At 68.1% G+C, this 19,567-nt stretch carries 23 protein-coding genes and 1 pseudogene; 5 read left to right on the top strand and 19 right to left on the bottom strand.

The genetic code is table 11. The annotated features are described in order from the left end of the window. Positions 1–3: 3 nt before the first annotated feature. From soxX to AC10V3_RS19530, 15 genes and pseudogenes are all read right to left on the bottom strand, one after another. A complete protein-coding gene (gene soxX, locus AC10V3_RS19460; protein WP_022536921.1) occupies positions 4–669 on the bottom strand; it encodes a sulfur oxidation c-type cytochrome SoxX in 666 nt (221 codons plus the stop codon). A gap of 19 nt (positions 670–688) precedes the next feature. Beyond that, a complete protein-coding gene (gene soxA / locus AC10V3_RS19465; protein ID WP_022536922.1) occupies positions 689–1,516 on the bottom strand; it encodes a sulfur oxidation c-type cytochrome SoxA in 828 nt (275 codons plus the stop codon). A gap of 72 nt (positions 1,517–1,588) precedes the next feature. After that, the gene (locus AC10V3_RS19470; RefSeq protein WP_022536923.1) at positions 1,589–2,041 is read right to left on the bottom strand and encodes a DsrE family protein; all 453 of its coding nucleotides are present in this window, start codon (positions 2,039–2,041) and stop codon (positions 1,589–1,591) included. Positions 2,042–2,174: 133 nt separating this feature from the next. Further along, a complete protein-coding gene (gene soxZ / locus AC10V3_RS19475; RefSeq protein ID WP_022536924.1) occupies positions 2,175–2,486 on the bottom strand; it encodes a thiosulfate oxidation carrier complex protein SoxZ in 312 nt (103 codons plus the stop codon). 58 nt (positions 2,487–2,544) lie between these two features. After that, positions 2,545–3,000: a thiosulfate oxidation carrier protein SoxY gene (soxY, locus tag AC10V3_RS19480; protein WP_013958319.1), complete on the bottom strand. Its 456-nt coding sequence runs from the start codon at positions 2,998–3,000 to the stop codon at positions 2,545–2,547. Between the two features lie 180 nt (positions 3,001–3,180). Beyond that, complete coding sequence (locus AC10V3_RS19485; RefSeq protein ID WP_022536925.1) at positions 3,181–3,507, bottom strand: c-type cytochrome; 327 nt, start codon at positions 3,505–3,507, stop codon at positions 3,181–3,183. Between the two features lie 122 nt (positions 3,508–3,629). Further along, positions 3,630–4,667 carry a c-type cytochrome gene (locus AC10V3_RS19490; protein WP_022536926.1) on the bottom strand — a complete coding sequence of 346 codons (1,038 nt, stop codon included), beginning with the start codon at positions 4,665–4,667 and terminating at the stop codon, positions 3,630–3,632. Further along, on the bottom strand, positions 4,651–6,000 hold the full coding sequence (soxC, locus tag AC10V3_RS19495) for a sulfite dehydrogenase (RefSeq protein ID WP_022536927.1): 1,350 nt from the start codon (positions 5,998–6,000) through the stop codon (positions 4,651–4,653). Before soxC ends, AC10V3_RS19490 begins: the two co-directional genes overlap by 17 nt. Before the next feature lie 112 nt (positions 6,001–6,112). Continuing rightward, positions 6,113–6,532, bottom strand: a complete 420-nt coding sequence (locus tag AC10V3_RS19500; RefSeq protein WP_490922759.1) for an ArsR/SmtB family transcription factor — start codon at positions 6,530–6,532, stop codon at positions 6,113–6,115. A gap of 101 nt (positions 6,533–6,633) precedes the next feature. Next, positions 6,634–7,515: pseudogene (locus AC10V3_RS19505) on the bottom strand (EamA family transporter); the annotation flags it as partial. Between the two features lie 131 nt (positions 7,516–7,646). Beyond that, positions 7,647–8,921: an NAD(P)/FAD-dependent oxidoreductase gene (locus AC10V3_RS19510; RefSeq protein ID WP_022536930.1), complete on the bottom strand. Its 1,275-nt coding sequence runs from the start codon at positions 8,919–8,921 to the stop codon at positions 7,647–7,649. A 13-nt stretch (positions 8,922–8,934) separates the two neighbouring features. Then, on the bottom strand, positions 8,935–9,291 hold the full coding sequence (locus AC10V3_RS19515) for a c-type cytochrome (RefSeq protein ID WP_022536931.1): 357 nt from the start codon (positions 9,289–9,291) through the stop codon (positions 8,935–8,937). 165 nt (positions 9,292–9,456) lie between these two features. Continuing rightward, a complete protein-coding gene (locus tag AC10V3_RS19520) occupies positions 9,457–10,320 on the bottom strand; it encodes a BON domain-containing protein (RefSeq protein ID WP_022536932.1) in 864 nt (287 codons plus the stop codon). Positions 10,321–10,375: 55 nt separating this feature from the next. Further along, positions 10,376–10,963 carry a phosphoheptose isomerase gene (locus AC10V3_RS19525; RefSeq protein ID WP_022536933.1) on the bottom strand — a complete coding sequence of 196 codons (588 nt, stop codon included), beginning with the start codon at positions 10,961–10,963 and terminating at the stop codon, positions 10,376–10,378. 72 nt (positions 10,964–11,035) lie between these two features. Beyond that, a complete protein-coding gene (locus AC10V3_RS19530; protein WP_041681172.1) occupies positions 11,036–11,416 on the bottom strand; it encodes a YraN family protein in 381 nt (126 codons plus the stop codon). A 15-nt stretch (positions 11,417–11,431) separates the two neighbouring features. On the opposite strand from AC10V3_RS19530, the gene rsmI reads away from it, so the two are divergent. After that, positions 11,432–12,340 carry a 16S rRNA (cytidine(1402)-2'-O)-methyltransferase gene (gene rsmI, locus AC10V3_RS19535; RefSeq protein WP_022536935.1) on the top strand — a complete coding sequence of 303 codons (909 nt, stop codon included), beginning with the start codon at positions 11,432–11,434 and terminating at the stop codon, positions 12,338–12,340. Between the two features lie 87 nt (positions 12,341–12,427). Here rsmI and AC10V3_RS19540 read toward each other — a convergent pair whose 3' ends face one another. Continuing rightward, entirely contained in the window at positions 12,428–13,186 is a 759-nt protein-coding gene (locus tag AC10V3_RS19540; RefSeq protein WP_490922762.1) for a septal ring lytic transglycosylase RlpA family protein, read from the bottom strand. A gap of 282 nt (positions 13,187–13,468) precedes the next feature. Here AC10V3_RS19540 and AC10V3_RS19545 point away from each other — a divergent pair, with 282 nt between their 5' ends. The 3 genes from AC10V3_RS19545 (at position 13,469) to AC10V3_RS19555 (ending at position 15,217) form a co-directional block, all read left to right on the top strand. Beyond that, the gene (locus AC10V3_RS19545) at positions 13,469–14,119 is read left to right on the top strand and encodes an MBL fold metallo-hydrolase (protein WP_022536937.1); all 651 of its coding nucleotides are present in this window, start codon (positions 13,469–13,471) and stop codon (positions 14,117–14,119) included. A 5-nt stretch (positions 14,120–14,124) separates the two neighbouring features. Continuing rightward, a complete protein-coding gene (locus tag AC10V3_RS19550) occupies positions 14,125–14,775 on the top strand; it encodes a 3'-5' exonuclease family protein (RefSeq protein WP_022536938.1) in 651 nt (216 codons plus the stop codon). A gap of 214 nt (positions 14,776–14,989) precedes the next feature. Next, positions 14,990–15,217, top strand: a complete 228-nt coding sequence (locus tag AC10V3_RS19555) for a hypothetical protein (RefSeq protein ID WP_022536939.1) — start codon at positions 14,990–14,992, stop codon at positions 15,215–15,217. Positions 15,218–15,308: 91 nt separating this feature from the next. Here the strand turns inward: AC10V3_RS19555 and arsC are convergent, their stop codons facing one another. After that, positions 15,309–15,668, bottom strand: coding sequence for an arsenate reductase (glutaredoxin) (gene arsC, locus AC10V3_RS19560; protein ID WP_022536940.1), 360 nt, complete (start codon positions 15,666–15,668; stop codon positions 15,309–15,311). A gap of 194 nt (positions 15,669–15,862) precedes the next feature. Between arsC and AC10V3_RS19565 the strand changes: the two genes are divergently transcribed. Next, positions 15,863–16,447: a GNAT family N-acetyltransferase gene (locus tag AC10V3_RS19565; RefSeq protein WP_022536941.1), complete on the top strand. Its 585-nt coding sequence runs from the start codon at positions 15,863–15,865 to the stop codon at positions 16,445–16,447. Positions 16,448–16,736: 289 nt separating this feature from the next. On the opposite strand, the gene AC10V3_RS19570 is transcribed toward AC10V3_RS19565, so the two are convergent. Together AC10V3_RS19570 and AC10V3_RS19575 are read right to left on the bottom strand one after the other, a co-directional pair. Beyond that, complete coding sequence (locus AC10V3_RS19570; RefSeq protein WP_022536942.1) at positions 16,737–18,005, bottom strand: M20/M25/M40 family metallo-hydrolase; 1,269 nt, start codon at positions 18,003–18,005, stop codon at positions 16,737–16,739. A 55-nt stretch (positions 18,006–18,060) separates the two neighbouring features. After that, entirely contained in the window at positions 18,061–19,320 is a 1,260-nt protein-coding gene (locus AC10V3_RS19575; protein ID WP_454752511.1) for an allantoate amidohydrolase, read from the bottom strand. Positions 19,321–19,567 lie beyond the last annotated feature (247 nt).

Below are 19,567 nucleotides of genomic sequence, written 5' to 3' on the forward strand. Positions count from 1 at the left end.
GGCTTATTGGTTGACCGGCGAGGCCGGGTCCAGCAGCAGTGCCATCACGTCGCGGATCTGGGCTTCGGTCAGGATGCCCTTGTGGCCGAAGCGCGGCATGTTGGAGCAGGCGGCGTAGGCGCTGGAATCCCAGATCTTGCCCCAGGTGTACTTGATGACTTCCTGCGAGTTGCCGCGCAGCTTGCCGTACTGGTACAGCGACGGGCCGATATTGCCGAACGAGATCTCGGCCTTGGTCATCTGGTGGCAGGCGTAGCAGTTGCCGCCGTTGGTGCCACCGACCTGGTCGGTGAACTGCATGCCGCGACCGTTCTGGGCGATCTTCTCGCCCTCCTTCCAGTCGCCCAGCCAGTTGCTGTCGCCCGGGTATTTCACCTGCCTGAGCTCGGCGGCCTCGATCTTCTTGGCAACCTTCTCGGGCACCTTGGTGCGGTCCGGGTACTCGCTGCAAGCCTGCTGCATGCCGTCCTGGTTGAGCACGCCTTCGACCGTGACCGGCCCCCTGGACGAGAACGAGTCCTCGATCAGGTGCTTCATGTCGGCGCCGCTGACTGCGGCGGGCTTGCCCTTGGCAGGGCGCGCCTTGGTGGTGGTGTCCTGCGCATGGGCGCCCGTTGCCAGCAGGGTGGCCAGGGCCGCGATGGCCAGCGCCTTGTTCTGTCGTTGCATGTTGTCTCTCCCGTACCGGTCAGCGCTTCATTGCCGGGCCATCGTAGGTCCCGCCGTTGGCGTTCTTCGCCAGGAACATGGTCAGCGCGGTGATCACGTCCGAGCCATAGGCGGGTTCGGGAAAGCGCTGCTGGCGCAGGCAGTCGTACAGGCGATGCTGCATCGAGCGGACCTCGCCCTGCGAAACGCGGTAGGCGGGCCAGGTGGTGTAGGCCGCCTGCGCCCCCTTCTCAGTCAGCAGGTTGGGCAGGTCCTGCAGGCGGATGCGCTGGCCGTCCACCGCGTGGCAGGTGGCGCAGGCAAAGTCATAGGCGCCGCCGCGGTAGAAGAACATCTTCTGCCCGAGCGCGTAGGTGCGCTTCTCTTCCGGATGGTTGAGCTGCACGTTCATCTTCACGCCGCGCGACTCGCCGGTCAGGTAGGCCACCAGCCGCTCGATCTCGGACGGCTTGCCCGAGGCCGAAAACGGGTTCTTTGTCGCCTCTTCCTTAGTGAGCCCTTGCAGCGTCACGCGGCAGTACGCCAGCCGCTGCTCCAGGTCCATCACCTTGTTGGCATCCTTGAAGTAGCGCGGCAGCTCGGCATAGGCGCCCTTGGTCACGCCCGGACCCTTGCCCAGGTCGCACTGTTCGAGCGAGACGTTCTTCGGGCCGGCGGGCTTTTTCCACAGCTCTTCGCCGGCCGCTTCCCACAGCTCGGCGGGATTGCCTTCGGCCAGCATCTGGCGGTACTTGGCGATTTCGTCGGCGGTGCTGCCCTGCGCATGCACGGCGGCAGCACCGGCCACAGCGGCGGTGGCGGCCGCGGCCAGCGCGGCGCGCCGGCCCAGGCTTCGGATGGTGTTCATGGGGCTTCTCCTCGCGGCCTCGCCGTGGCGGGCCGTTTTCTCTTGTGTTGAGGTCAGCTGCGCCTGCCCGGCTCAGGGCTTGATATAGGCGTAGCCTTCCTCGGCCTGCAGGCGGGCGATTTCCACCACGCCGGCCTGTACCACCTTTGCTTCCATCAACAGGCTCGATTCAGCGATCTTGCGTGCGGTCAGCGTGTTGCGGCACACGCGGAACTCCACGCCGGCCGATGCCAGCGCGCCCACCGGGGCGTCAAACGTATTGCCGCGCGCATCCTTGGCGCCTTCGACCAGGAAATCGACGCCGTAGCCGAACGCGACCACCACGATCTTCGTCCCCGGCGCACCGTTCAGGTGGTTGCGCAGGTTGCCCATGGCGCGCACCGCCTGGTCGACGCCTTCCGACAGCTGGTACACCACCTTGATGCGCCCGCCCTTGCCTGCAGCCGGCGCAGCCTGGGCCGCGGCCTTAGCCGACAGGCCGATGGCGGCCAGCGCCGCCGATGCTCGAATAAATGCTCGCCGCATAGTGTTCCTTCCGGCCGGGTCCGTCCTGGCCGCAGCGCCCGTCGCGCGGCCCGTCCCGGCATCCGACCCGAACCTTAGCAGAGGACGGCGGGCGCTGCCGGGGCCGGCGCGATCGGCGCCTGGCCCGCGACGATCAGGCGATGGTCGCTTCGTCGGTACGCTTGTCGCCGCGGTTGTCGATCCAGGTCACGGTAACCTTGTCACCCTTGGCGCCGCCCTTGAACTTGAAGTTCAGGAACGGGTCCTTCGACACCGCCGGGCCGAACTGGGCGCGGAACACTTCCTTGCCCTTGCACTGGGCGGTCACGGTCTGGATATGCCAGGCCGGCACGAGCTTGCCGGACGCGTCCTTGCGCTGGCCGGTTTCCATGTCGTGCTTCATGAGGATCTTGACGTCTACCACGCCGCCGTTTTCGGTGGCGCGTACGCGCATCGGGTCTGCCATATGGTTCTCCTGTTGCAGTGTTGGCGGGAAATCTCGGGTCGGGATGGGTTCAGCGGCGTCAGCCGCCGCAGCCGCCCAGCGTGACCTTGATTTCCTTCGATGCCACGTACCACTTGCCGCCGGCCTTGACCGCGGCGTGCACGACCGAGGTCTGGCCCATCTTCACGCGCGTGGAGACGAACGGCTCGGTGCCGGCCGGGATGACGAAGTCGGCGGCCAGCGTGTTGGGGTTCTTCTCGACCAGGATCGCGATCTGCTCGGTATCCGGGATGGTGCTGGTCACGGCCACCGGCACCACGGCGCCGTTCTCGGCGATATCGGGGGCGGTGAAGGTGATGGCGGTGCTTTTCTCGGTGCCGCTGCCGCCGAGTGCCTTGATCACGTCGGCAACGCTCTTGCCGTCAAAGGCGTTCTTGTTCCACTCGGCCGCCTGCGCTTCGCTGATCAGGCCGGTGGCGGCCATCAGCGACAGGACAGCGGTGACCCGCAGCACTTCTCGTCGTTTTGAATTCATTGCATGCTCTCCGGCTACTCCGTTCCAGTCCGTCAATGACCGCTTCGGCTGTACTTCTGGTGTTCTTTCTGGTGTTCTTGCTTGCGGCCGGTACATTGCCGGCCGCTGGTCTGTACAGGTCGTGCGGCATTCACCGTCCGGCCTGCTGCATCGGCGGAACACCCGCCAGGGCGGTAAGGCTTACTTGGCGGGGGCGCCTGCCAGCACCCATTCGACCACCGTCTTCAGGTCGCCGTCGCTGATGGCGGCATTAGCCGGCATCGGCACCGGACCCCAGACGCCCGAGCCACCGCTCTTGACCTTCTTGGTCAGGGTCGCCAGGGCATTCTTGTCGCCCTTGTACTTGGTCGCCACTTCCTTGTAGGAAGGACCGACCAGCTTCTTGTCGACCTGGTGGCAACCCATGCAGGCGTTCTTGTTGGCGATCTCCTGTGCCTTGGCGGCATCGACCGCGTGGGCCGATGCGGCGGCGCCGAGCATCAGCGCTGCGATGACAAACTGCTTCATTGTTAAGCTCTCCAAGCTCTGTAAAGCCGTGGGGACGGCAAAGGCCGCCAGGCAAACACTGCAAAAAACTGCCTCGCGGCACACACTGGCCGCCGCCTGGGGGCACTGCGGCGGCCAGCCCGCTATTTTGCCTCAAGAATCCAGCCCACCATGGCCTGTACGTCCGAATCGGGGATCTGCGGCTGCGGCGGCATCGGCACGCTGCCCCAGGCGCCCTGCCCGCCCGCCTTGACCTTGCGCGCCAGCGCGGCATGGGCGTCCTGGCCCTTGTACTTGCCGGCGATGTCGGCGAATGACGGTCCCACCAGCTTCTTGTCCATCGCATGGCAGGCAACGCACTGGTATTGGCTGGCCAGGCGCGCGCCGGGCGCTGCCGGCGCCGATGCGTCGGACGCGCCACTTGCCGGCACCGCGACCCGCGCCGCCACGCCGCGCACCGGTCCGAAGATGCGCTGCTGCCGCGCCAGGTCGCCATGGGCATCGCGGGCGTAGTCCGGCATCGACGAGGCGATCGCCACCCGGTCCGCACAATGCTTCATGCAGGCGACGTTGCGCGTGTCCGGCCGCCCGCGCCCCGGCCACAGGCCGTGGTCGGTGGTCATGCCGTCGCGGTTGGGCATGCGCCGCTGAACCGCGGCGATATTGGCGTCCGACAGCGTGAAGTCCGCCGGCACGATCTCTCCCAGGTGCAGCAGGTAGGCGGTAACCGCGTAGACCTCGTCGGCGCCCAGGCTCTTGGGGGCGTTCCACGGCATGGCGCGGTGGATGTAGTCCCACAGCGTGCTGACGGTGCTGACCTTCATCAGCGTGGTGCGGTAGGGCTGGTTGCCGGTCATGGCCGCCACCCGGCCGCGCTTGATGTCCTCCGCGGTGGTGCCGCCCACCAGGGGCGTGAACACCTCGTTGGATTCGCCGAAGTCGCCGTGGCACGACGCGCACTTGCCGTCCCAGATCGTCTGCCCTTGTGCCACCGTGCCGCTACCCTTGGGCAGTCCCTTGAAATCCGGGCGCACGTCGATATCCCATGCGGTCACTTCGGCGGTGGTGGCAGTGCGGCCGAGTGCCGCACGGGCGTCAGCCGTTCCCGCCCACGCCGGGGCGGCAAGGGCAGCCGACAGCATCAGCGCGGCAAGGGTCCGGCGCTCAGCCCACATGGACATTGGACACCTCGCCGCCTGCCGCCACCTGCCAGCTCTGGATGGCATTGTTGTGATAGATCGAGCGGGTGCCGCGCACCGCGCGCAGTTGCGCCAGCCTGGGCTGCACGTAGCCGGTCTCGTCGATGGCACGGCTTTGCAGGATGGCCGGGGCGCCGTCCCAGACCCAGTCGAGGTTGAAGCGCGTCAGGCATTTGGACAACACCGGCGACTCCAGCCGCGCGGTGCGCCAGTTGCGCCCGCCGTCGGTCGAGACATCGACCCGCTTGATACTCCCGCGCCCGGACCACGCCAGCCCGCTGATGTTGTAGAAGCCCTTGCCTACCAGCTGCTGCCCCCCGGAGGGCGTGGTGATGACCGATTTGCACTCCTGGATCGAGGTGTACTGGCGCAGCCTGCCGTCCGGCATCATGTCCACGTAGTGGATGGTCTCGTCCTTGGCGTTCCACGGCTGGTCGCCCAGCTCCAGCCGACGCAGCCACTTGACCCACGACACGCCCTGCACGCCCGGCACCACCAGCCGCAGCGGGTAGCCGTTCTCGGGACGCAGCATCTCGCCGTTCATACCCCAGGCGACGATGATCTCGTCGGCCAGCGCCATCGGGATGGTGCGCGTCATCGACGAGCCATCGCCGCCTTCGGCCAGCAGGTAGCGCCCACGGCGCAAGTCGGCGCCGGCATCGTCCAACAGTACCCGCAGCGGCACGCCAGTGAACTCGCAGCACGACAGCATGCCGTGGGTGTACTGCACCGTCGGCACGGCCACGTTACCCCACTCCATGCCGGTATTGGCGCCGCATTCGATGAAATGCATCCGCGACACTGCCGGAAGGCGCATCAGGTCGTCCATGGTGTAGACGCGCGGCGCGCGCACCAGGCCGTTGATCATCAGGCGGTGGCGGGCGGGGTCGATATCGTGCCAGCCCTGGTGGTGGCGCTCGAAGTGCAGGCCGTTGGGGGTGATGATGCCGAAGAAGCCCTGCAGCGGCGCAAAGGCGACGGAGGCAGCGGAAACGCGTGTCAGGCCCGGCGACTCGCGCCGCACCAGGTTCTGCTCATGCACGGACGGCTGACCGTACGGCCGTGCCGCGACCGGCTGGCCGAGCGAGGTGGCCCACGGCTGCGGCTGCAGGATGGCGGGATCGCCATCGGCGGCCAGCGCGCGCCGTCCCGCGGCGGCGGCGGCAACACCGGCCGCCGCGCCGAGGAAGCTCTTGCGCAGGAAATCGCGCCGCGGCGCGTCCAGGCCGTGCCGGCCGATATCCTGCGCCAGCGATGCGCTGACGAAGTGCTGGGGCGCGGGCACGATGCGCCCGGGCCGGTTCCGTTCCTGCAATGCCGTCTCCTCCGGCTGGCTCGCCCTGGACCGTCGGCGGCCGCCTGTTATCGGTCAGCCGTGCCGTGGCGCAGCTGCCAGCGATTGGCCGGAAGAGCCGGAATGCGCGCGTTCAGCTTGCGGTGCGACGCCGGCGCGGCGACGGTTCGGGCGCGGGCTGCGCCATGAAACGGTCGACCGCGTTGGAGGGCAAGGCGTTGTCCTCCAGCCGGCTCGCCACCTGCACGCACACCGTGCGGCACAGCTCGATCACGCTTTCGTCCGCAATGGCGTAGAACACCAGGTTCGCCTCCTTGCGGCGCGACAGCACGCCCGAGCGGTACATCGCGTTGAGATGCCGCGACACGTTGGTCTGCGACGAACCCACCGTCTCGACCACCGTGCTGACCGGCTTCTCGCCATCGCACAAGGCGTGCAGGATCTTCAGCCGCGTCGGCTCCGCCAACAGGCTGAAGTAGCCCGATACCTTCTCGAATACGCGATCCAGCTCTTCCATGCCGTCCAATATATTCGTATATGCGCGAATGCGCATATAGTGTTTACCCAATGATGCAGAACAGCATGAGTGTGCCGGCGGCGGATCTTGCGCACCAACCATGGTTTGCCAGCGTTGCTGGTCCGGCTCAGCCGCACCAGCGCCCTGCCCGCCCACAGACGCTGGCCGAACACGTTGAGCAGCAGCCCCACCATGACCACCGCCGCCCCCGCCCATTGCGCACCGGACAGGTCCTCGCCCAGCAGCACGTGGGCCGACACCAGCCCCACCACCGGCACCAGCAGCGTCAGCGGCGCCACCTGGCTGGCCGGGTAGCGCGTCAGCAGCCGGCCCCACATGGTGTAGCCGAACACGGTCGCGGCAAAGGCCAGGTACAGCACCGCGAACACACCCATGCCGGACACATGGGTGACGCTCTGCACGATGCGCGCCGGCCCTTCCACCCACAGCGACAGCAGCGCGAACGGCACGATCGGGATCAGCGCGCCCCAGATCACCAGCCCCAGCAGGTCCACCGGCCCGATCTTCTTGCTGACGATATTGCCACTGGCCCAGCAGAACGCCGCGCACAGCGTCAGCACGAAGCCGGCCACGCTCATGCCGCCGGCACTGGCGGCGGCGCCGGAGCCGATCAGTGCCAGCCCGGCCGCCGCGACCGCCATGCCGGCGATGTTGTGCCAGCGCACCGGCTCGCCCAGCCACAGCGCGGCGATCGCCAGCGTGAAGAAGGCCTGCGATTGCAGCACGAGCGAGGCCAGCCCGGCCGGCATGCCAACCGCCATCGCGTAGAACAGGAAGGCGAACTGGCCCAGGCTGATGGTCACGCCGTAAGCGAGCAGGAGGCGCCAGGGCACGCGCGGACGCGGCACGAAGAAGATCGCGGGAAAGGCCACCAGAAGGAAGCGCAGCGCGCCCAGCAGCATCGGCGGCACGCCCGCCAGCCCGACCTTGATCACGACGAAGTTGACGCCCCAGACGCAGACGATGGCGAGGGCGAGGAGGCGGTCTCTGGCTTGCATGGGGGCGGCGCGGGGCTGGTCGCGGAATCGAACGAAGCCCGTAGGGTAGCAGCCGGGCGCGCCAGGCGCCTGGCAAGTTTTTGCGATCCTCCCGGCACGACTGGCGCTGCCGGACCGCCCCGACGGCGCCGCTAGCCCAGCATCTCCGCCCAGATGCTCCTGGCCCAGGCGAGCGCGTAGTCGCCTTCCAGGATGTTCGGCGCCTCCGACAGCCCGCCCGAGCCCGGCACCGTCAGCATGGTCTTCTGCGCGGCGTCGTAGCGGTGCACGCTGGCCACATGCACGGCCTCGCGATCCGAGGTGAAGCTGTAGCAGGTGTTGTTATAGAGCGGCTGCGGGTCCGGTGCGCGGCCTGACAGCAGTGCCACCATGGCGGCGGCGGCCACCTTGCCGTGCTGGTTGGCCATATGGCCGGACTTGGGCATCAGCGGCGCAATCTGGATGGCATCGCCGATCACGTGGATATTCGGCGCCGCGCGCGACTCGAAGCTGACGAAGTCCACCTCGCACCACTTGCCGTTGGCCGTCGCCAGCCCGGCCGACACTGCGATCGCGCCGGCGCGCTGCGGGGGCAGCACGTTGAGCACATCCGCCCGCTCGTCGTCCTGCACCTCGAACTTGAGCGTGCGCGTGGCGGGATCGACATCGACCGTGTTGTACTGCGGCCGGTATTCGACCATGCCCTTGTACTGTGAGGCCCAAACCTGCCGGAACAACCCCGCCTTGGAGGTGATGTCCGGGTTCGCGTCGAGGATCAGCACCTTGCTGCGCGGCTTGTGCTGCCTGAAATAATGCGCCACCTGGCAGGCGCGCTCGTACGGGCCCGGCGGGCAGCGGTACGGCGCCAGCGGGATGGTGATGGCGTAGGTGCCGCCGTCGGGCATGGCCTCGAGCTGGCGGCGCAGCGCCACGGTCTGCGGGCCGGCCTTCCAGGCGTGCAGCACCTGGTCGCCACCGGGCTGCTTCAGCCCGGGCAGCGCGTCGCTCATCATGTCGACGCCGGGCGACAGCAGCAGGCGGTCATACGGCAGCGTGGTGCCGCCCGCGAGCCGCACGGTACGCTTTGCCGGATCGATGGCGACGGCGGTGTCGCGCACCAGCTTCACGCCATGGCGGCGCACCAGCGCGTCGTACGGCAGCGTGAGGTCGGCCAGTTGGCGGCTGCCGCCGATCACCAGGTTCGACAGCGGGCAGGAAATAAAGGCCGGATTGGGTTCGACCAGCGTCACCTCGATGGCTTGGCCGCTCCACTCCCGCAGGTAGCGCGCCGCGGTCGCGCCGCCATAGCCGCCGCCGACCACGACCACCTTTGCCGGCGCCGCAGCCCGGGCCGCCTGGGCCGCCCCAATGCCGACCGAACCCAGTACTGCGGCGCCCGCGGCGCCCAGGAAGCTTCGTCTTTGCATTGCCGGTCCCCTTTCAGCGCACCGCGGCGAACCACGCCGCGATGGTGGCGATCTGCTCGTCGTCGTAACCCTTGGCGATCTGGTGCATCACCGTGGCCGGCCGCGTGCCGGCCCTGAACGCCTGCATCTGTGTCACCAGTTCGGCCGCCGGGCGGCCCGCCAGCGACGGGATCGGGCTGCCGGCCGGCGCGCGCCCGGCGGGGCCATGGCAGCTGGTGCAGGCGGCGGCCTGGTTGCGGGCGCGCAGCGCGGCTTCGGTGGATGGGACAGCTGCCGCAGCATCTGCGGCCAGCGCCGGCTGGGCGCCGCACAGCGCCGATGCCAGCAGCGCCAGCCGCACGAACACAGCGGGCCGGGGAATTGTTGTCATTGGTCTCGCTCCGTGTGGGGCCGGCGCGGGGATCCGCTTGGGGGCGGCCGGCGTGGCAACCGTATCACAACGGGCGGGAATGGTGTGCGGCGAAAACCGCAGAAGGACGAGCGGCGCCCGCATGAGCGGGCGCCGTCGAGACCGGGCCGGAACTGGCCCTGGTGCTCAGGGCAGGTTGCGCCCCGGGGGCAGCGTCACCGGCGAGGCCACCGGCGCGGTGACCGGGCTGGCCGTGGCCGCCGCGTCGGTGCCCGCCGGCGCGTCGATCGGACCGCCGACGCCCGGCACCGACTGCACTGGCGCCGGCGTGCCGATATTGCCGGCACTGCTGTCAGGCGACGGGTTCTGCGCGGTCGAGGCCGCGTCCAGGCGCGCGCGCTCAGTATCGTTGACGTAGTCGAAGGCCTTGACCACCTTGGTCACGCCCGAAGCGTTGCGCGCCACGTCGGTGGCACGATCGCCCTCGGCGGTGGTGACCACGCCCAGCAGGTAGACCACGCTCTTCTCGGTGGTGATCTTGATCGAGTTCGACGGCACGCCTTCCGCGGTCATCAGCAGCGTCTTGACCTTGCTGGTCAGGTAGGCGTCCTGGCTCTGGGTCATGAAGCCCGGCGAGCTGACGACCTCCAGCTCGTTGATCACCACGCGCGCATTGGGCAGGCCGCGCACATACTGCTCGACCTGCTGCCTGACGTTGTCGTTGCTGGCTTCGCCAGTCAGCAGCACTTTGCGGTTGAACACGGTCACGTTGACGCGTGCCTGGCCGCTGTAGCGCGAGTTGATGGTGTTCTCGGCCTCGAGCTGCAGGCCGCGGTCCACGGTCTGGGTGGCGGTGGGCCGGCGGTCGGTGGCCATGGCCACGCCGGTCCCCATGGCGCCGGCGATCACCGGGAAGCAGCCGGCGAGCTGCGTGGCCGAGACCAGTACGGCGGCCGCGGCCAGCGCGGCGCGCGCCAGGCGCGGGGTGCGGGCAGGATGGCGCGCGCCGGCGCCGTTCCGGGAGTCATGCGTAGTGGGCAGAGTCGTCATGCGGTCCTTGCTATGGCTGGATGTTGGGAATGGGCGGATGTGCGGATCAGCGGGATCAGGCTTCCCCGAGCAATGCCGCGTCGATGCCGTCGCACAGGCAGTGCAGGGTCAGCAGGTGCACTTCCTGGATGCGCGCGGTGCGCTCGCTGGGCACGCACAGGTGGATATCGAACTCGTCGAGCAGGCCGCCAATGACGCCGCCACCCTTGCCGGTCAGCGCGATGACGGCCATCTCGCGCTGGCGTGCGGCCTCGATGGCGGCGATCACGTTGGCCGAGTTGCCCGAGGTGGAGATCGCCAGCAGGATGTCGCCGGGCAGGCCGAGCGCCTCGACCTGCTTGGAAAACACCTTGCTGAAGTCATAGTCGTTGCCGATCGCGGTCAGGATCGAGCTGTCGGTGGTCAGCGCAAGCGCCGCCAGGCCCGGCCGTTCGCGTTCGAAGCGCCCGACCAGCTCGGCCGCGAAGTGCTGCGCGTCGGCCGCCGAGCCGCCGTTGCCGCAGGCCAGGATCTTGTTGCCGCTGGTCAGCGCGCCGACCATGCGTTCCACGGCGGCGTCGATATAGGGGGCCATCACCGCCGCGGCCTGTCGCTTGGTCTCGGCACTGTCTAGGAATTGTTGCTGGATACTGTCGATACTCATGGCTCTGTGGCCTTTTTCATTGCCGATGCGGCGCGGGGGCGCCCGCCTATCGTGCGGTCGCGATAGCGCGCATTATGAACCAGCCCCGGCGGCATCCAGGTCAAAGGCGTGCTGCAGCCAGTCCAGCCGGCCCGGTTCCAGCGCCACCACGTCGAAGCGGCACGGCGGCGCCTGCGCCAGCGTCGCCAGGTAGTGCGCCGCCGCCAGCAGCACGCGGCGCTGCTTGGCGGGCGTCACGCTGGCGGCCGCCCCGCCAAAGCCCCTGCCGCTGCGCTGGCGCACCTCCACGAACACCAGCGTGCCGTCCGGCGCGCGCATCACCAGGTCGATCTCGCCGCCTTTGCAGCGATAATTGCGAACCACGGGCTCCAGGCCCTGGCGCCGCAGGTGTGCCAGCGCCCGGTCTTCGGCCCGCGCCCCGCGCGCCTGCGTGGTGGATTTGAATGGTTGCATCAACGGAAGTTCTCAATGAGTGACTGGATCTCGCTGGCGGCCAGCCAGTCGTACCCGGGCGGCACGCTGTATGTCGTGGCCACGCCCATCGGCAACGTCGCGGACCTGTCGCTGCGGGCCCTGCACGTGCTCGGCCTGGCCGATGCCGTGGCCTGCGAAGACACCCGCAATACCGGCCAGCTGCTGTCGCGCGTCGGCCTGCAGCGGCCGCTGGTGGCCGTGCACGAGCACAACGAGCGCGAAGCCGCCGGCCGCATCGTGGCGCGGCTGGCCGCGGGCGAGCGCATCGCCTACGTCTCCGATGCGGGCACGCCCGGCATCTCCGATCCCGGCGCACGCCTGGTCGAGGCGGTGCGCGCCGCCGGCCACCTGGTGGTGCCCCTGCCCGGCCCCAGCGCCGCGGTCGCCGCGTTGTCGGTGGCCGGCGAGATGCTCGACGCCGGCGAGGGCCGCTTCACCTTCGTCGGCTTCCTGCCGAGCAAGCCCAAGGCACGCGCCGAAACCATCGCCCGGCTGGCGGCGCTGGACCACGCCTGGGTCTGCTACGAGGCACCGCACCGGATCGCCGACACACTGGCCGCGTTGGCCGCCGGCCTGCCGGGCGAGCGCCGCCTGCTGGTCGGGCGCGAGCTGACCAAGCTGTTCGAGGACATTGCCGTGCTGCCCGTGGCGCAGGCGCCGGCCTGGTTGGCGGCGGACCCGAACCGGGCCAAGGGGGAGTTCGTGCTGGTCGTGGAAGGCGCGGGCGCCGCCGCTGCCGCGGATGGACAGCCGGATGCCGAAGCGCAACGTGTGCTGGGGCTGCTGCTGGCTGAGTTGCCGGCCAAGCGCGCCGCCAAGCTGGCAGCGGCGATCACGGGCGCGGGCACCGATGCGCTCTACCAGCTGGCGCTGGCGCAACGCGCCGGCGACGCCGAGGATTGAAGCGGCCCGGGCATGATCCCGGGCTGGCAGAGAGGAAAGTAACGGAGAGGTGTCAGCGCGCGGTGGCATGCATCGGCGCTGGAGTCGTCAGCGGCGCTTGCGCTTGACCGTCTTGCCGCTGGCCTTGGTCGACTTGCTCGCCTTGGCGGGCGCCAGCGAGTTGGCCAGTTCCGGCACGGACACGTCGTCGTCGCCGCTGCCATCGCCGGATTCAGTGCCGCCGGCATCCACCTGCGGGCCCAGCGCGGCCACTTCGGTGCGCGTCAGGCGGCGGATTTCCACCTGGGTGGCGCCGCGCTCGACAAAGCCCAGCCGGCGCGCGGCGCCCATGGACACGTCCAGCACGCGGTTGCCGTGGTACGGCCCGCGGTCATTGATCCGCAGCACCGCCACCTTGTTGTTGCGCAGGTTGCGCACCAGCACCCAGCTGTCGAGCGGCAGCGACGGGTGGGCGGCGGTCATGGCGCGCATGTTGAAGCGCTCGCCGTTGGCGGTCTTGCGGCCGTGGAAGCCCTTGCCATACCACGACGCGACGCCGCGCTGCTCGAAGGTGCCGATGTCGGCACGCAGGCCGTCCAGCGAACTGCCGCTGCGGCTGTCGTCCGGGTCATAGCCGAACAGGTTCCAGCTGCCGTTGTCATTATTACGCGCAGACTTGCCGCCGTCGGGCTTGGCGGCGTTCTTTGCTGCCGCGCGCGTGGGCACCGCGCCGGAGGTGCCGGCGCTGGCCACGTCGTCGCCCTCGGGGGGCGTGGCACAAGCGGCCAGCACCAGGGCACATGCGGTGCATGTCCCGAGCTTGGCCAGCCGTTGCCAGCGCTTGGTGAGGGCGGAGATCCTTAGCATGGGCGCGAGTCTAACATCGACTATTGCGGACTATGGCTTTCATTTTGTTACGAAATCTGTACGATTTCGCACCAACGGGTGCTATCTGCCCGGAATCCCGCGTGTGGCAAGGGATTGCGGCCGATCACCTGTTCCGGCAGACGCGAAACTAATAAGTCACATTGGTGATAGCGCGGCGGTGTCTCGGCCGCCCGGCGCTACAATGCATGGCACTGGTCCGCCGTGCGCTCGGGCCAATCCGGCGCGCCCCTCAGAAGGCGCCAGGATCACAAAAACACATCCATGAAAGTCCTGCTTATCCCCGTCACGCCCTTCCAGCAAAACTGCTCGCTGCTAATTGATGAAAGCACCAATCGTGCCGCCGTCTGTGATCCCGGCGGCGACCTGGAACGCATCCGCGAGGCGGTCAGGGAACAAGGCGTCACGCTGGAAAAGATCTTCCTGACGCACGGGCATGTCGACCACTGCGCGGGCGCCGCGGCACTGTCGCGCGAGTTCGGCATCCCGATCGAAGGCCCGCAGCAGGACGAACGCTTCTGGATCGAGCAGCTGCCCGAGCAGACGCGTCGCTTCGGATTCGGCCAGGCCGAGGCCTTCGAGCCCGACCGCTGGCTGGAGAACGGCGACACCGTGCAGTTCGGCAACGAAACCCTGGAGGTCTACCACTGCCCCGGCCACACGCCCGGCCACGTGGTGTTCTTCTCGCGCGGCAACCGGCTGGCGGTGGTGGGCGACGTGCTGTTCGCCGGCTCGATCGGCCGCACCGACTTCCCGCGCGGCAACCACGCCGACCTGATCCGCTCGATCCGCACGCGGCTGTGGCCGCTGGGCGAGGACGTGACCTTCATCCCCGGCCACGGACCCGTCTCAACCTTTGGCGAAGAGCGCCGCAACAACCCGTTCGTAGCCGACCACCTGATCGACGTGGGCTGAGCGCCATGGCCAAGCGACAGGCGCCCGACACCCGCCCGGAGATCTACGTCAGCACCGACGTGGAGGCCGACGGCCCGATCCCGGGCCCGCATTCGATGCTGTCGTTCGCCTCGGCGGCGATGCTGGCGGACAAGACCGTGGTCGGCACCTTCTCGGCCAACCTGGAAACGCTGCCCGGCGCCGCCGGCCACCCGGTGCAGATGCAGTGGTGGCAAACCCAGCCCGAAGCCTGGAGCGCCTGCCGGCGCGACCTGCAGCGCCCCGAGGACGCCATGGTGCGCTACGTGGAATGGGTCGAGAGCCTGCCCGGCAAGCCGGTCTTCGTGGCCTTTCCGGCCGGTTTCGATTTCACCTGGATGTTCTGGTACATGATGCGTTTTGCCGGGCGTTCGCCCTTTGGCTGGGCGGCGCTGGATATCAAGACGCTGGGCTTCGCGCTGACCGGGCGGCCCTACCGCAGGACGGTCAAGGCAGCCTTCCCGGCCGGATGGCTGGACCCGCTGCCGCATACCCACGTGGCGCTGGACGATGCGCTGGAGCAAGGCGCGCTGTTCTGCAACATGCTGGCGACATTGCGCGAACGCGAGGCCGCGCTGGCGGCCCCGGGGCCCGGCAGTGCCGACGAGGCAAGCGAGCCGTCACCCCCGCCAGCGTAGTCCTGAACCTGCCGCTGCGCCGCAGCATGCATGGCGGCACGTCCTTTGCAGACTGCGCCTCGCATCCGACCTCATCCCGCCTATATTAGAAGTGGATATGGCGCACCGGGCGAAACGAGCCAACAGACTTTCCGGCGCAATCGCGCAACCCCGCCATATACCGTCTGACCCATGTTGCCCGGTCCGCGCGGCGCCTGCCGAGGAGGTGTCGATCATGCGTTTTCCTACCGACCTGCACTTGAGAGACCTGGCCGGCCGGATCCACTGGCCGCATGCCACGCGCGGCGCCACGCCCATTACCCATCGACACACCTCGGATGAGGACGCCGAAGTCGCCAAGGCAACGTTGTACGTCAGCACGGTGACGCTAGTGGTGCTGCTGGTCGTGCTGGCGGCCATCGCTTTCGGTCAGGAGGCCATGCACTGGCTGGGTGTTCATTAGACGACCCGCCTGAAGCAGTTTGTCTCGCAGACCGGCCGGCCCCCACAGTCCGTGGGGGCCGGTTCTATTCCGGGGCCGCGCTTGACAAGGGTCAGGCCAGCAGTTGGGTCACGTTCTCGGGCGGCCGGCCGATCGCGGCGCGGCGGTTGCGCACCACAACCGGGCGCTGCAGCAGGATCGGGTTGTCGGCCACGGCGGCCAGCAGTTCGGCGTCGGTCAGGCCGGGGTCGTCCAGGCCCAGTTCAGCGTACGGCGCCTCGTTGTCGCGCAGCATCTCGCGCACCGGCACGCCCAGCATGGTGTGGAGCTGGCGCAGCGTGGACAGCGACGGCGGGTGCTTCAGGTACTCCACGATTTCCACCGGTTCGCCCAGCCTTTCGGCGGCGGCTTCGACCAGGGCCAGCGTCTCGCGCGACTTGGAGCAGCGGGGGTTGTGGTAGATCGTGATCATGGCAGGTCCTTTCTTGTCCTTTCTGGTCATTATCGTGCCCCGGGCTGGGGCGTCGGCACTAATGCGGTGCAAATCAAACCGCACTATATACAAGACACCGGCGATCGCGCAGGGGTAGGTACGATCATGTGTCCGGCACGCATCCTGCGTTGCCCCAATTCCTTGCTTCCGGCCAGCCGAGCCTGCCTTTTCCGATGACCTCCGCCACCGCTTCCACCAGTCCCGCAGACCGCACCACCGCGCCCAAACCGTTCTCGCTGCGCGACGCTACCCCCGCCGACGTTCCTGCCATCCACGCCATCTACGCGCACCACGTACTGCACGGCCGCGCCTCGTTCGAAGAGGTGCCGCCCACGCTCGACGACATGCAGCGGCGCTTTGCCGAGGTGCAGTGCAAGGGACTGCCCTATCTGGTCGCCGAACGCGAGGGCGAGGTGCTGGGCTACGCCTATGCCTCGTCGTACCGCACTCGCAGCGCCTACCGTTTTGCCATCGAGGACTCGATCTATATTGACCACCGCCGCGTCGGCGAAGGCCTGGGCCAGGCGCTGCTCGCTGAACTGATCGCGCGGTGCGAGACCGGGCCGTGGCGCCAGATGGTCGCCGTGATCGCCTGCACCGCCGGCGGCGAGGGTGCCGGCTCGCTGGCCGTGCATGAACGGCTGGGTTTTCGCACCGTAGGCCGGCTGGAGGCGGCGGGTTTCAAGCATGGCCAGTGGATCGATACGGTGCTGATGCAGCGGGTGCTGGGGGCGGGGGCGAATACCCTGCCGGAGTAGGCAGAATCGGCCTCCGCGACTTCAGACGCATCTTATTGGCCCCGGGTGTCCTGGTATCGACAATGTCCATTCTTCGTCAATATCAGGACAACGGAACATGTGCTTTGGCAGAAGGCTGTACGGCCTCGCAGATCATTGCGGTGCTGATGCGCGAGTACCCGTCGGGCGCGAGGCGAGCGGAGCAGCATCACTGTCTGATCGACCATCCAACAAAAAGACGCCACGGACCCTCCGTGGCGTCTTTTCTTGCTTTTGCGCAACCGCCTGCCGGCGGCGCTCATCGAACTGCTTACTTCATCAAATCCGACAACGCCAGCGCCACCACCTTGGTCGCCCGGTTCAGGTCGTTCAACCGCAGGTTCTCATCCGAGTTGTGGCCGCGCGCCTCCATCAGCGTGCGCGGACCAGCGCCATACAGCACAGTCGGGATGCCGCGCTTGGTGTAGTGGCGTGCGTCCGTGTACAGCGGCACGCCTTGCACCGGGATCTCCACGCCGAACACCGACTCGGCACGGCTCTTCAGCGCGCCGATCAGCTTTTCCACGCCCGGCAGTTCCGACAGCGGCTCGGCCAGGATGATGCGCTCGACCTTGACTTCGATGCCCGGACGGTCCTTGGCGGCGTTCTCCACCACGGCGCGGATCTCGCCTTCGGCGTCGAAGCCGATTTCCTCGGGGATCATGCGGCGGTCGACGCGGAAGGTCACCAGGTCCGGCACCACGTTGGTGTTGATGCCGCCCTTGATCAGGCCGACGTTCAGCGTGGCGGTGTCGATGCCCGGCACCTTGGACTTGCGCGTGGCCAGCTCGGCACGCAGTCCGTAGATGGCCTGCAGGATGTGGGTCGCGGCTTCGATTGCATCCACGCCGGTGTGCGGCATGGCGGCGTGGCCCTGCTTGCCCTTGACGGTCACTTCCACGTGCAGGCAGCCGTTGTGCGACGAGGTGATGCCGTACGAGAAGCCGGCCGAGATCGCGTAGTCGGCCTTGCTCAGGTTGTTGTCGAGCAGGAACTTGGGACCGATATCGCCGCCGGTTTCCTCGTCATAGGTGAACTGCAACTCGACCGCGCCGTTGATCTTCGCGCCCTGCTTCTCGGCTTCCATCAGCGCCAGCACGGCATAGGTGTAGGTGGCGAAATCCGACTTGGACACCGCCACGCCGCGGCCGTACATGACCGGACCATGCTCGCTGTCGGCAACCTCGCCGCCGTAGGGGTCCTTGGTCCAGCCCAGGCCCGGGGGCACCACGTCGCCGTGGGCGTTCATGGCGATGGTCGGGCCGCCCGTGCCGAACTGCTTGCGCACGATCAGGTTGGTGGCGCTGATCATGCCGGCCGCCTTCACCTGCGCGTCGGGCACCTTGTGCGCTTCCACCGCAAAGCCCAGGCCCTCCAGCAGTTCCTTGGCGCGCTTGCCATGGGCGTCGCAGTCACCGGCCGGGTTGTCCGAGGGCACCTTGACCAGCTCCGCCAGGAAGGCTTCCTGCTCCGGGCGGTGCTGGTCGATGAACTGGGTCAGCGTGGTTTCGATGGGGTTCATATTGTCTCGTGCGGTCATGACTTGTTCTCGTAACTACTCAGGAGGGTTCGGGTGGGGTTCGGGGCGTGCGCGCTTACTGGGGCAGCCGGAAGCTTTCGACGAAATCGCTGAACACGCGCGCGGACACGGCTGCATCTTCGGCGGTCATGGTTTCGGTGGGATGGTGGCTGATGCCGCCGTTGCCGCAGCGCACGAACAGCATGGCGACGTCGGCGATGGCGGCAATAGCCATGGCGTCGTGGCCGGCGCCCGACGGCAGGTGGCGCACCGGCACGCCCTGGCGGGCAATGGCAGCGGCCCATTGCTCTTGCAGCCACGGGGCGCACGGCACGCTCTTCGCCTCGTGGGTCTTGCGCACTTGTGCGCGCACGTTGCGGCGCGCGCATACGCGCTCGATCTCGGCCAGCACGTCGTTGACGGCGGCCTCGCGCTCGGCGTCGATGCCCGAGCGGATGTCGATGGAGAACACCGCGTGGCCGGGCACCACGTTGGTGGCGCCGTTGGGCACGCTGAACTGGCCCACCGTGCCGACCAGGCCCGGCTTGCCGCCGCAGCGCTTCTCGATAAAGAGGCCGATCTCGGCACCGGCCATGGCCGCGTCGCGGCGCATGTCCATCGGCACCGTGCCGGCGTGGCCGGCCAGGCCTTCGAGCTCGACGATAAAGCGGGTGGCGCCGGAAATGGCCGTCACCACGCCTACCGGCAGGTTTTCGTTGAGCAGCACCGGGCCCTGCTCGATATGGACTTCGACGAAGGCCAGCACCTTGCTGGGATCGTGTTTCGCGGCCGGCAGCGCGGCGGCGTCGAAACCGGCCTCGTGCATCACTTCACGCATGGTCTTGCCGGAATCGTCGACGTTGTCGAGCACGTTGTTGTCGAAGGTGCCGGCGATGGCGCGGCTGCCGAGCAGCGTGGCCTTGAAGCGCACGCCCTCTTCCTCGGCAAAGCCCACCACCTCGATCGCGAACGGGAAGCGTTTGCCCTGGCGGTTCCATTCCGCCACGCAGGCGGTCGGCAGGATCACGCCGAGGTTGCCGTCATAGCGGCCGCCGTCGCGCACGGTGTCGAAGTGCGAACCGGTCAAGAGTGCGGGTGCGTCCGGCGAGGTGCCCTCGTAGCGGCCGATCACGTTGCCGGCAGCATCGCGCCGCACGGTCATGCCGGCCTGCTGCATCCATTCGGTCAGCTGCGCGGCGGCGCCGTGGTGGGCCTCGGTCAGGTAGGTACGGGTGAGCATGCCGGGCTGCTCGGTGTGGACGGCCAGGGCGTCGGCCCAGCCCATGATGCGCGTGCCTACCTCTGCGGGTGTGGACGGCGACGGATTTGCTGCCATGCGTTGTCTCCTGCTGGAAGTGCGTGATTGCCGCGGCGGGATGATCCGGCCGAACCTTCCGGCGTCTGCCGGGGCTAGCCGGCGCGGGCATGGCGCCCGTGCCGAAGCTCTATTCTGTGCGATTCATGTTAGCACAGTGAATTCAAAAATTGCATACAAAAATGATATGCACTATATTCGGTTCCACGTTCAGACAATTCGCTGCGGACAATCCGGTCCGGACAGTGGATTGCGTGGATACCGTCCC

The organism is Cupriavidus sp. PB-02 (assembly GCF_058252315.1).

Excerpts from the sequence above, each read along its gene's own strand:
- soxA (WP_022536922.1), bottom strand. The coding sequence starts at position 1,516 with ATGAACACCATCCGAAGCCTGGGCCGGCGCGCCGCGCTGGCCGCGGCC.
- AC10V3_RS19485 (WP_022536925.1), bottom strand. The coding sequence starts at position 3,507 with ATGAAGCAGTTTGTCATCGCAGCGCTGATGCTCGGCGCCGCCGCATCG.
- AC10V3_RS19515 (WP_022536931.1), bottom strand. The coding sequence starts at position 9,291 with ATGACAACAATTCCCCGGCCCGCTGTGTTCGTGCGGCTGGCGCTGCTG.
- arsC (WP_022536940.1), bottom strand. The coding sequence starts at position 15,668 with ATGATCACGATCTACCACAACCCCCGCTGCTCCAAGTCGCGCGAGACG.
- AC10V3_RS19555 (WP_022536939.1), top strand. The coding sequence starts at position 14,990 with ATGCGTTTTCCTACCGACCTGCACTTGAGAGACCTGGCCGGCCGGATC.
- rsmI (WP_022536935.1), top strand. The coding sequence starts at position 11,432 with ATGAGTGACTGGATCTCGCTGGCGGCCAGCCAGTCGTACCCGGGCGGC.
- AC10V3_RS19470 (WP_022536923.1), bottom strand. The coding sequence starts at position 2,041 with ATGCGGCGAGCATTTATTCGAGCATCGGCGGCGCTGGCCGCCATCGGC.
- AC10V3_RS19545 (WP_022536937.1), top strand. The coding sequence starts at position 13,469 with ATGAAAGTCCTGCTTATCCCCGTCACGCCCTTCCAGCAAAACTGCTCG.
- AC10V3_RS19520 (WP_022536932.1), bottom strand. The coding sequence starts at position 10,320 with ATGACGACTCTGCCCACTACGCATGACTCCCGGAACGGCGCCGGCGCG.
- AC10V3_RS19550 (WP_022536938.1), top strand. The coding sequence starts at position 14,125 with ATGGCCAAGCGACAGGCGCCCGACACCCGCCCGGAGATCTACGTCAGC.
- AC10V3_RS19575 (WP_454752511.1), bottom strand. The coding sequence starts at position 19,320 with ATGGCAGCAAATCCGTCGCCGTCCACACCCGCAGAGGTAGGCACGCGC.
- soxZ (WP_022536924.1), bottom strand. The coding sequence starts at position 2,486 with ATGGCAGACCCGATGCGCGTACGCGCCACCGAAAACGGCGGCGTGGTA.
- AC10V3_RS19540 (WP_490922762.1), bottom strand. The coding sequence starts at position 13,186 with ATGCTAAGGATCTCCGCCCTCACCAAGCGCTGGCAACGGCTGGCCAAG.
- soxX (WP_022536921.1), bottom strand. The coding sequence starts at position 669 with ATGCAACGACAGAACAAGGCGCTGGCCATCGCGGCCCTGGCCACCCTG.
- AC10V3_RS19530 (WP_041681172.1), bottom strand. The coding sequence starts at position 11,416 with ATGCAACCATTCAAATCCACCACGCAGGCGCGCGGGGCGCGGGCCGAA.
- AC10V3_RS19570 (WP_022536942.1), bottom strand. The coding sequence starts at position 18,005 with ATGACCGCACGAGACAATATGAACCCCATCGAAACCACGCTGACCCAG.
- AC10V3_RS19510 (WP_022536930.1), bottom strand. The coding sequence starts at position 8,921 with ATGCAAAGACGAAGCTTCCTGGGCGCCGCGGGCGCCGCAGTACTGGGT.
- soxY (WP_013958319.1), bottom strand. The coding sequence starts at position 3,000 with ATGAATTCAAAACGACGAGAAGTGCTGCGGGTCACCGCTGTCCTGTCG.
- AC10V3_RS19490 (WP_022536926.1), bottom strand. The coding sequence starts at position 4,667 with ATGTCCATGTGGGCTGAGCGCCGGACCCTTGCCGCGCTGATGCTGTCG.
- AC10V3_RS19565 (WP_022536941.1), top strand. The coding sequence starts at position 15,863 with ATGACCTCCGCCACCGCTTCCACCAGTCCCGCAGACCGCACCACCGCG.
- AC10V3_RS19525 (WP_022536933.1), bottom strand. The coding sequence starts at position 10,963 with ATGAGTATCGACAGTATCCAGCAACAATTCCTAGACAGTGCCGAGACC.
- AC10V3_RS19500 (WP_490922759.1), bottom strand. The coding sequence starts at position 6,532 with ATGCGCATTCGCGCATATACGAATATATTGGACGGCATGGAAGAGCTG.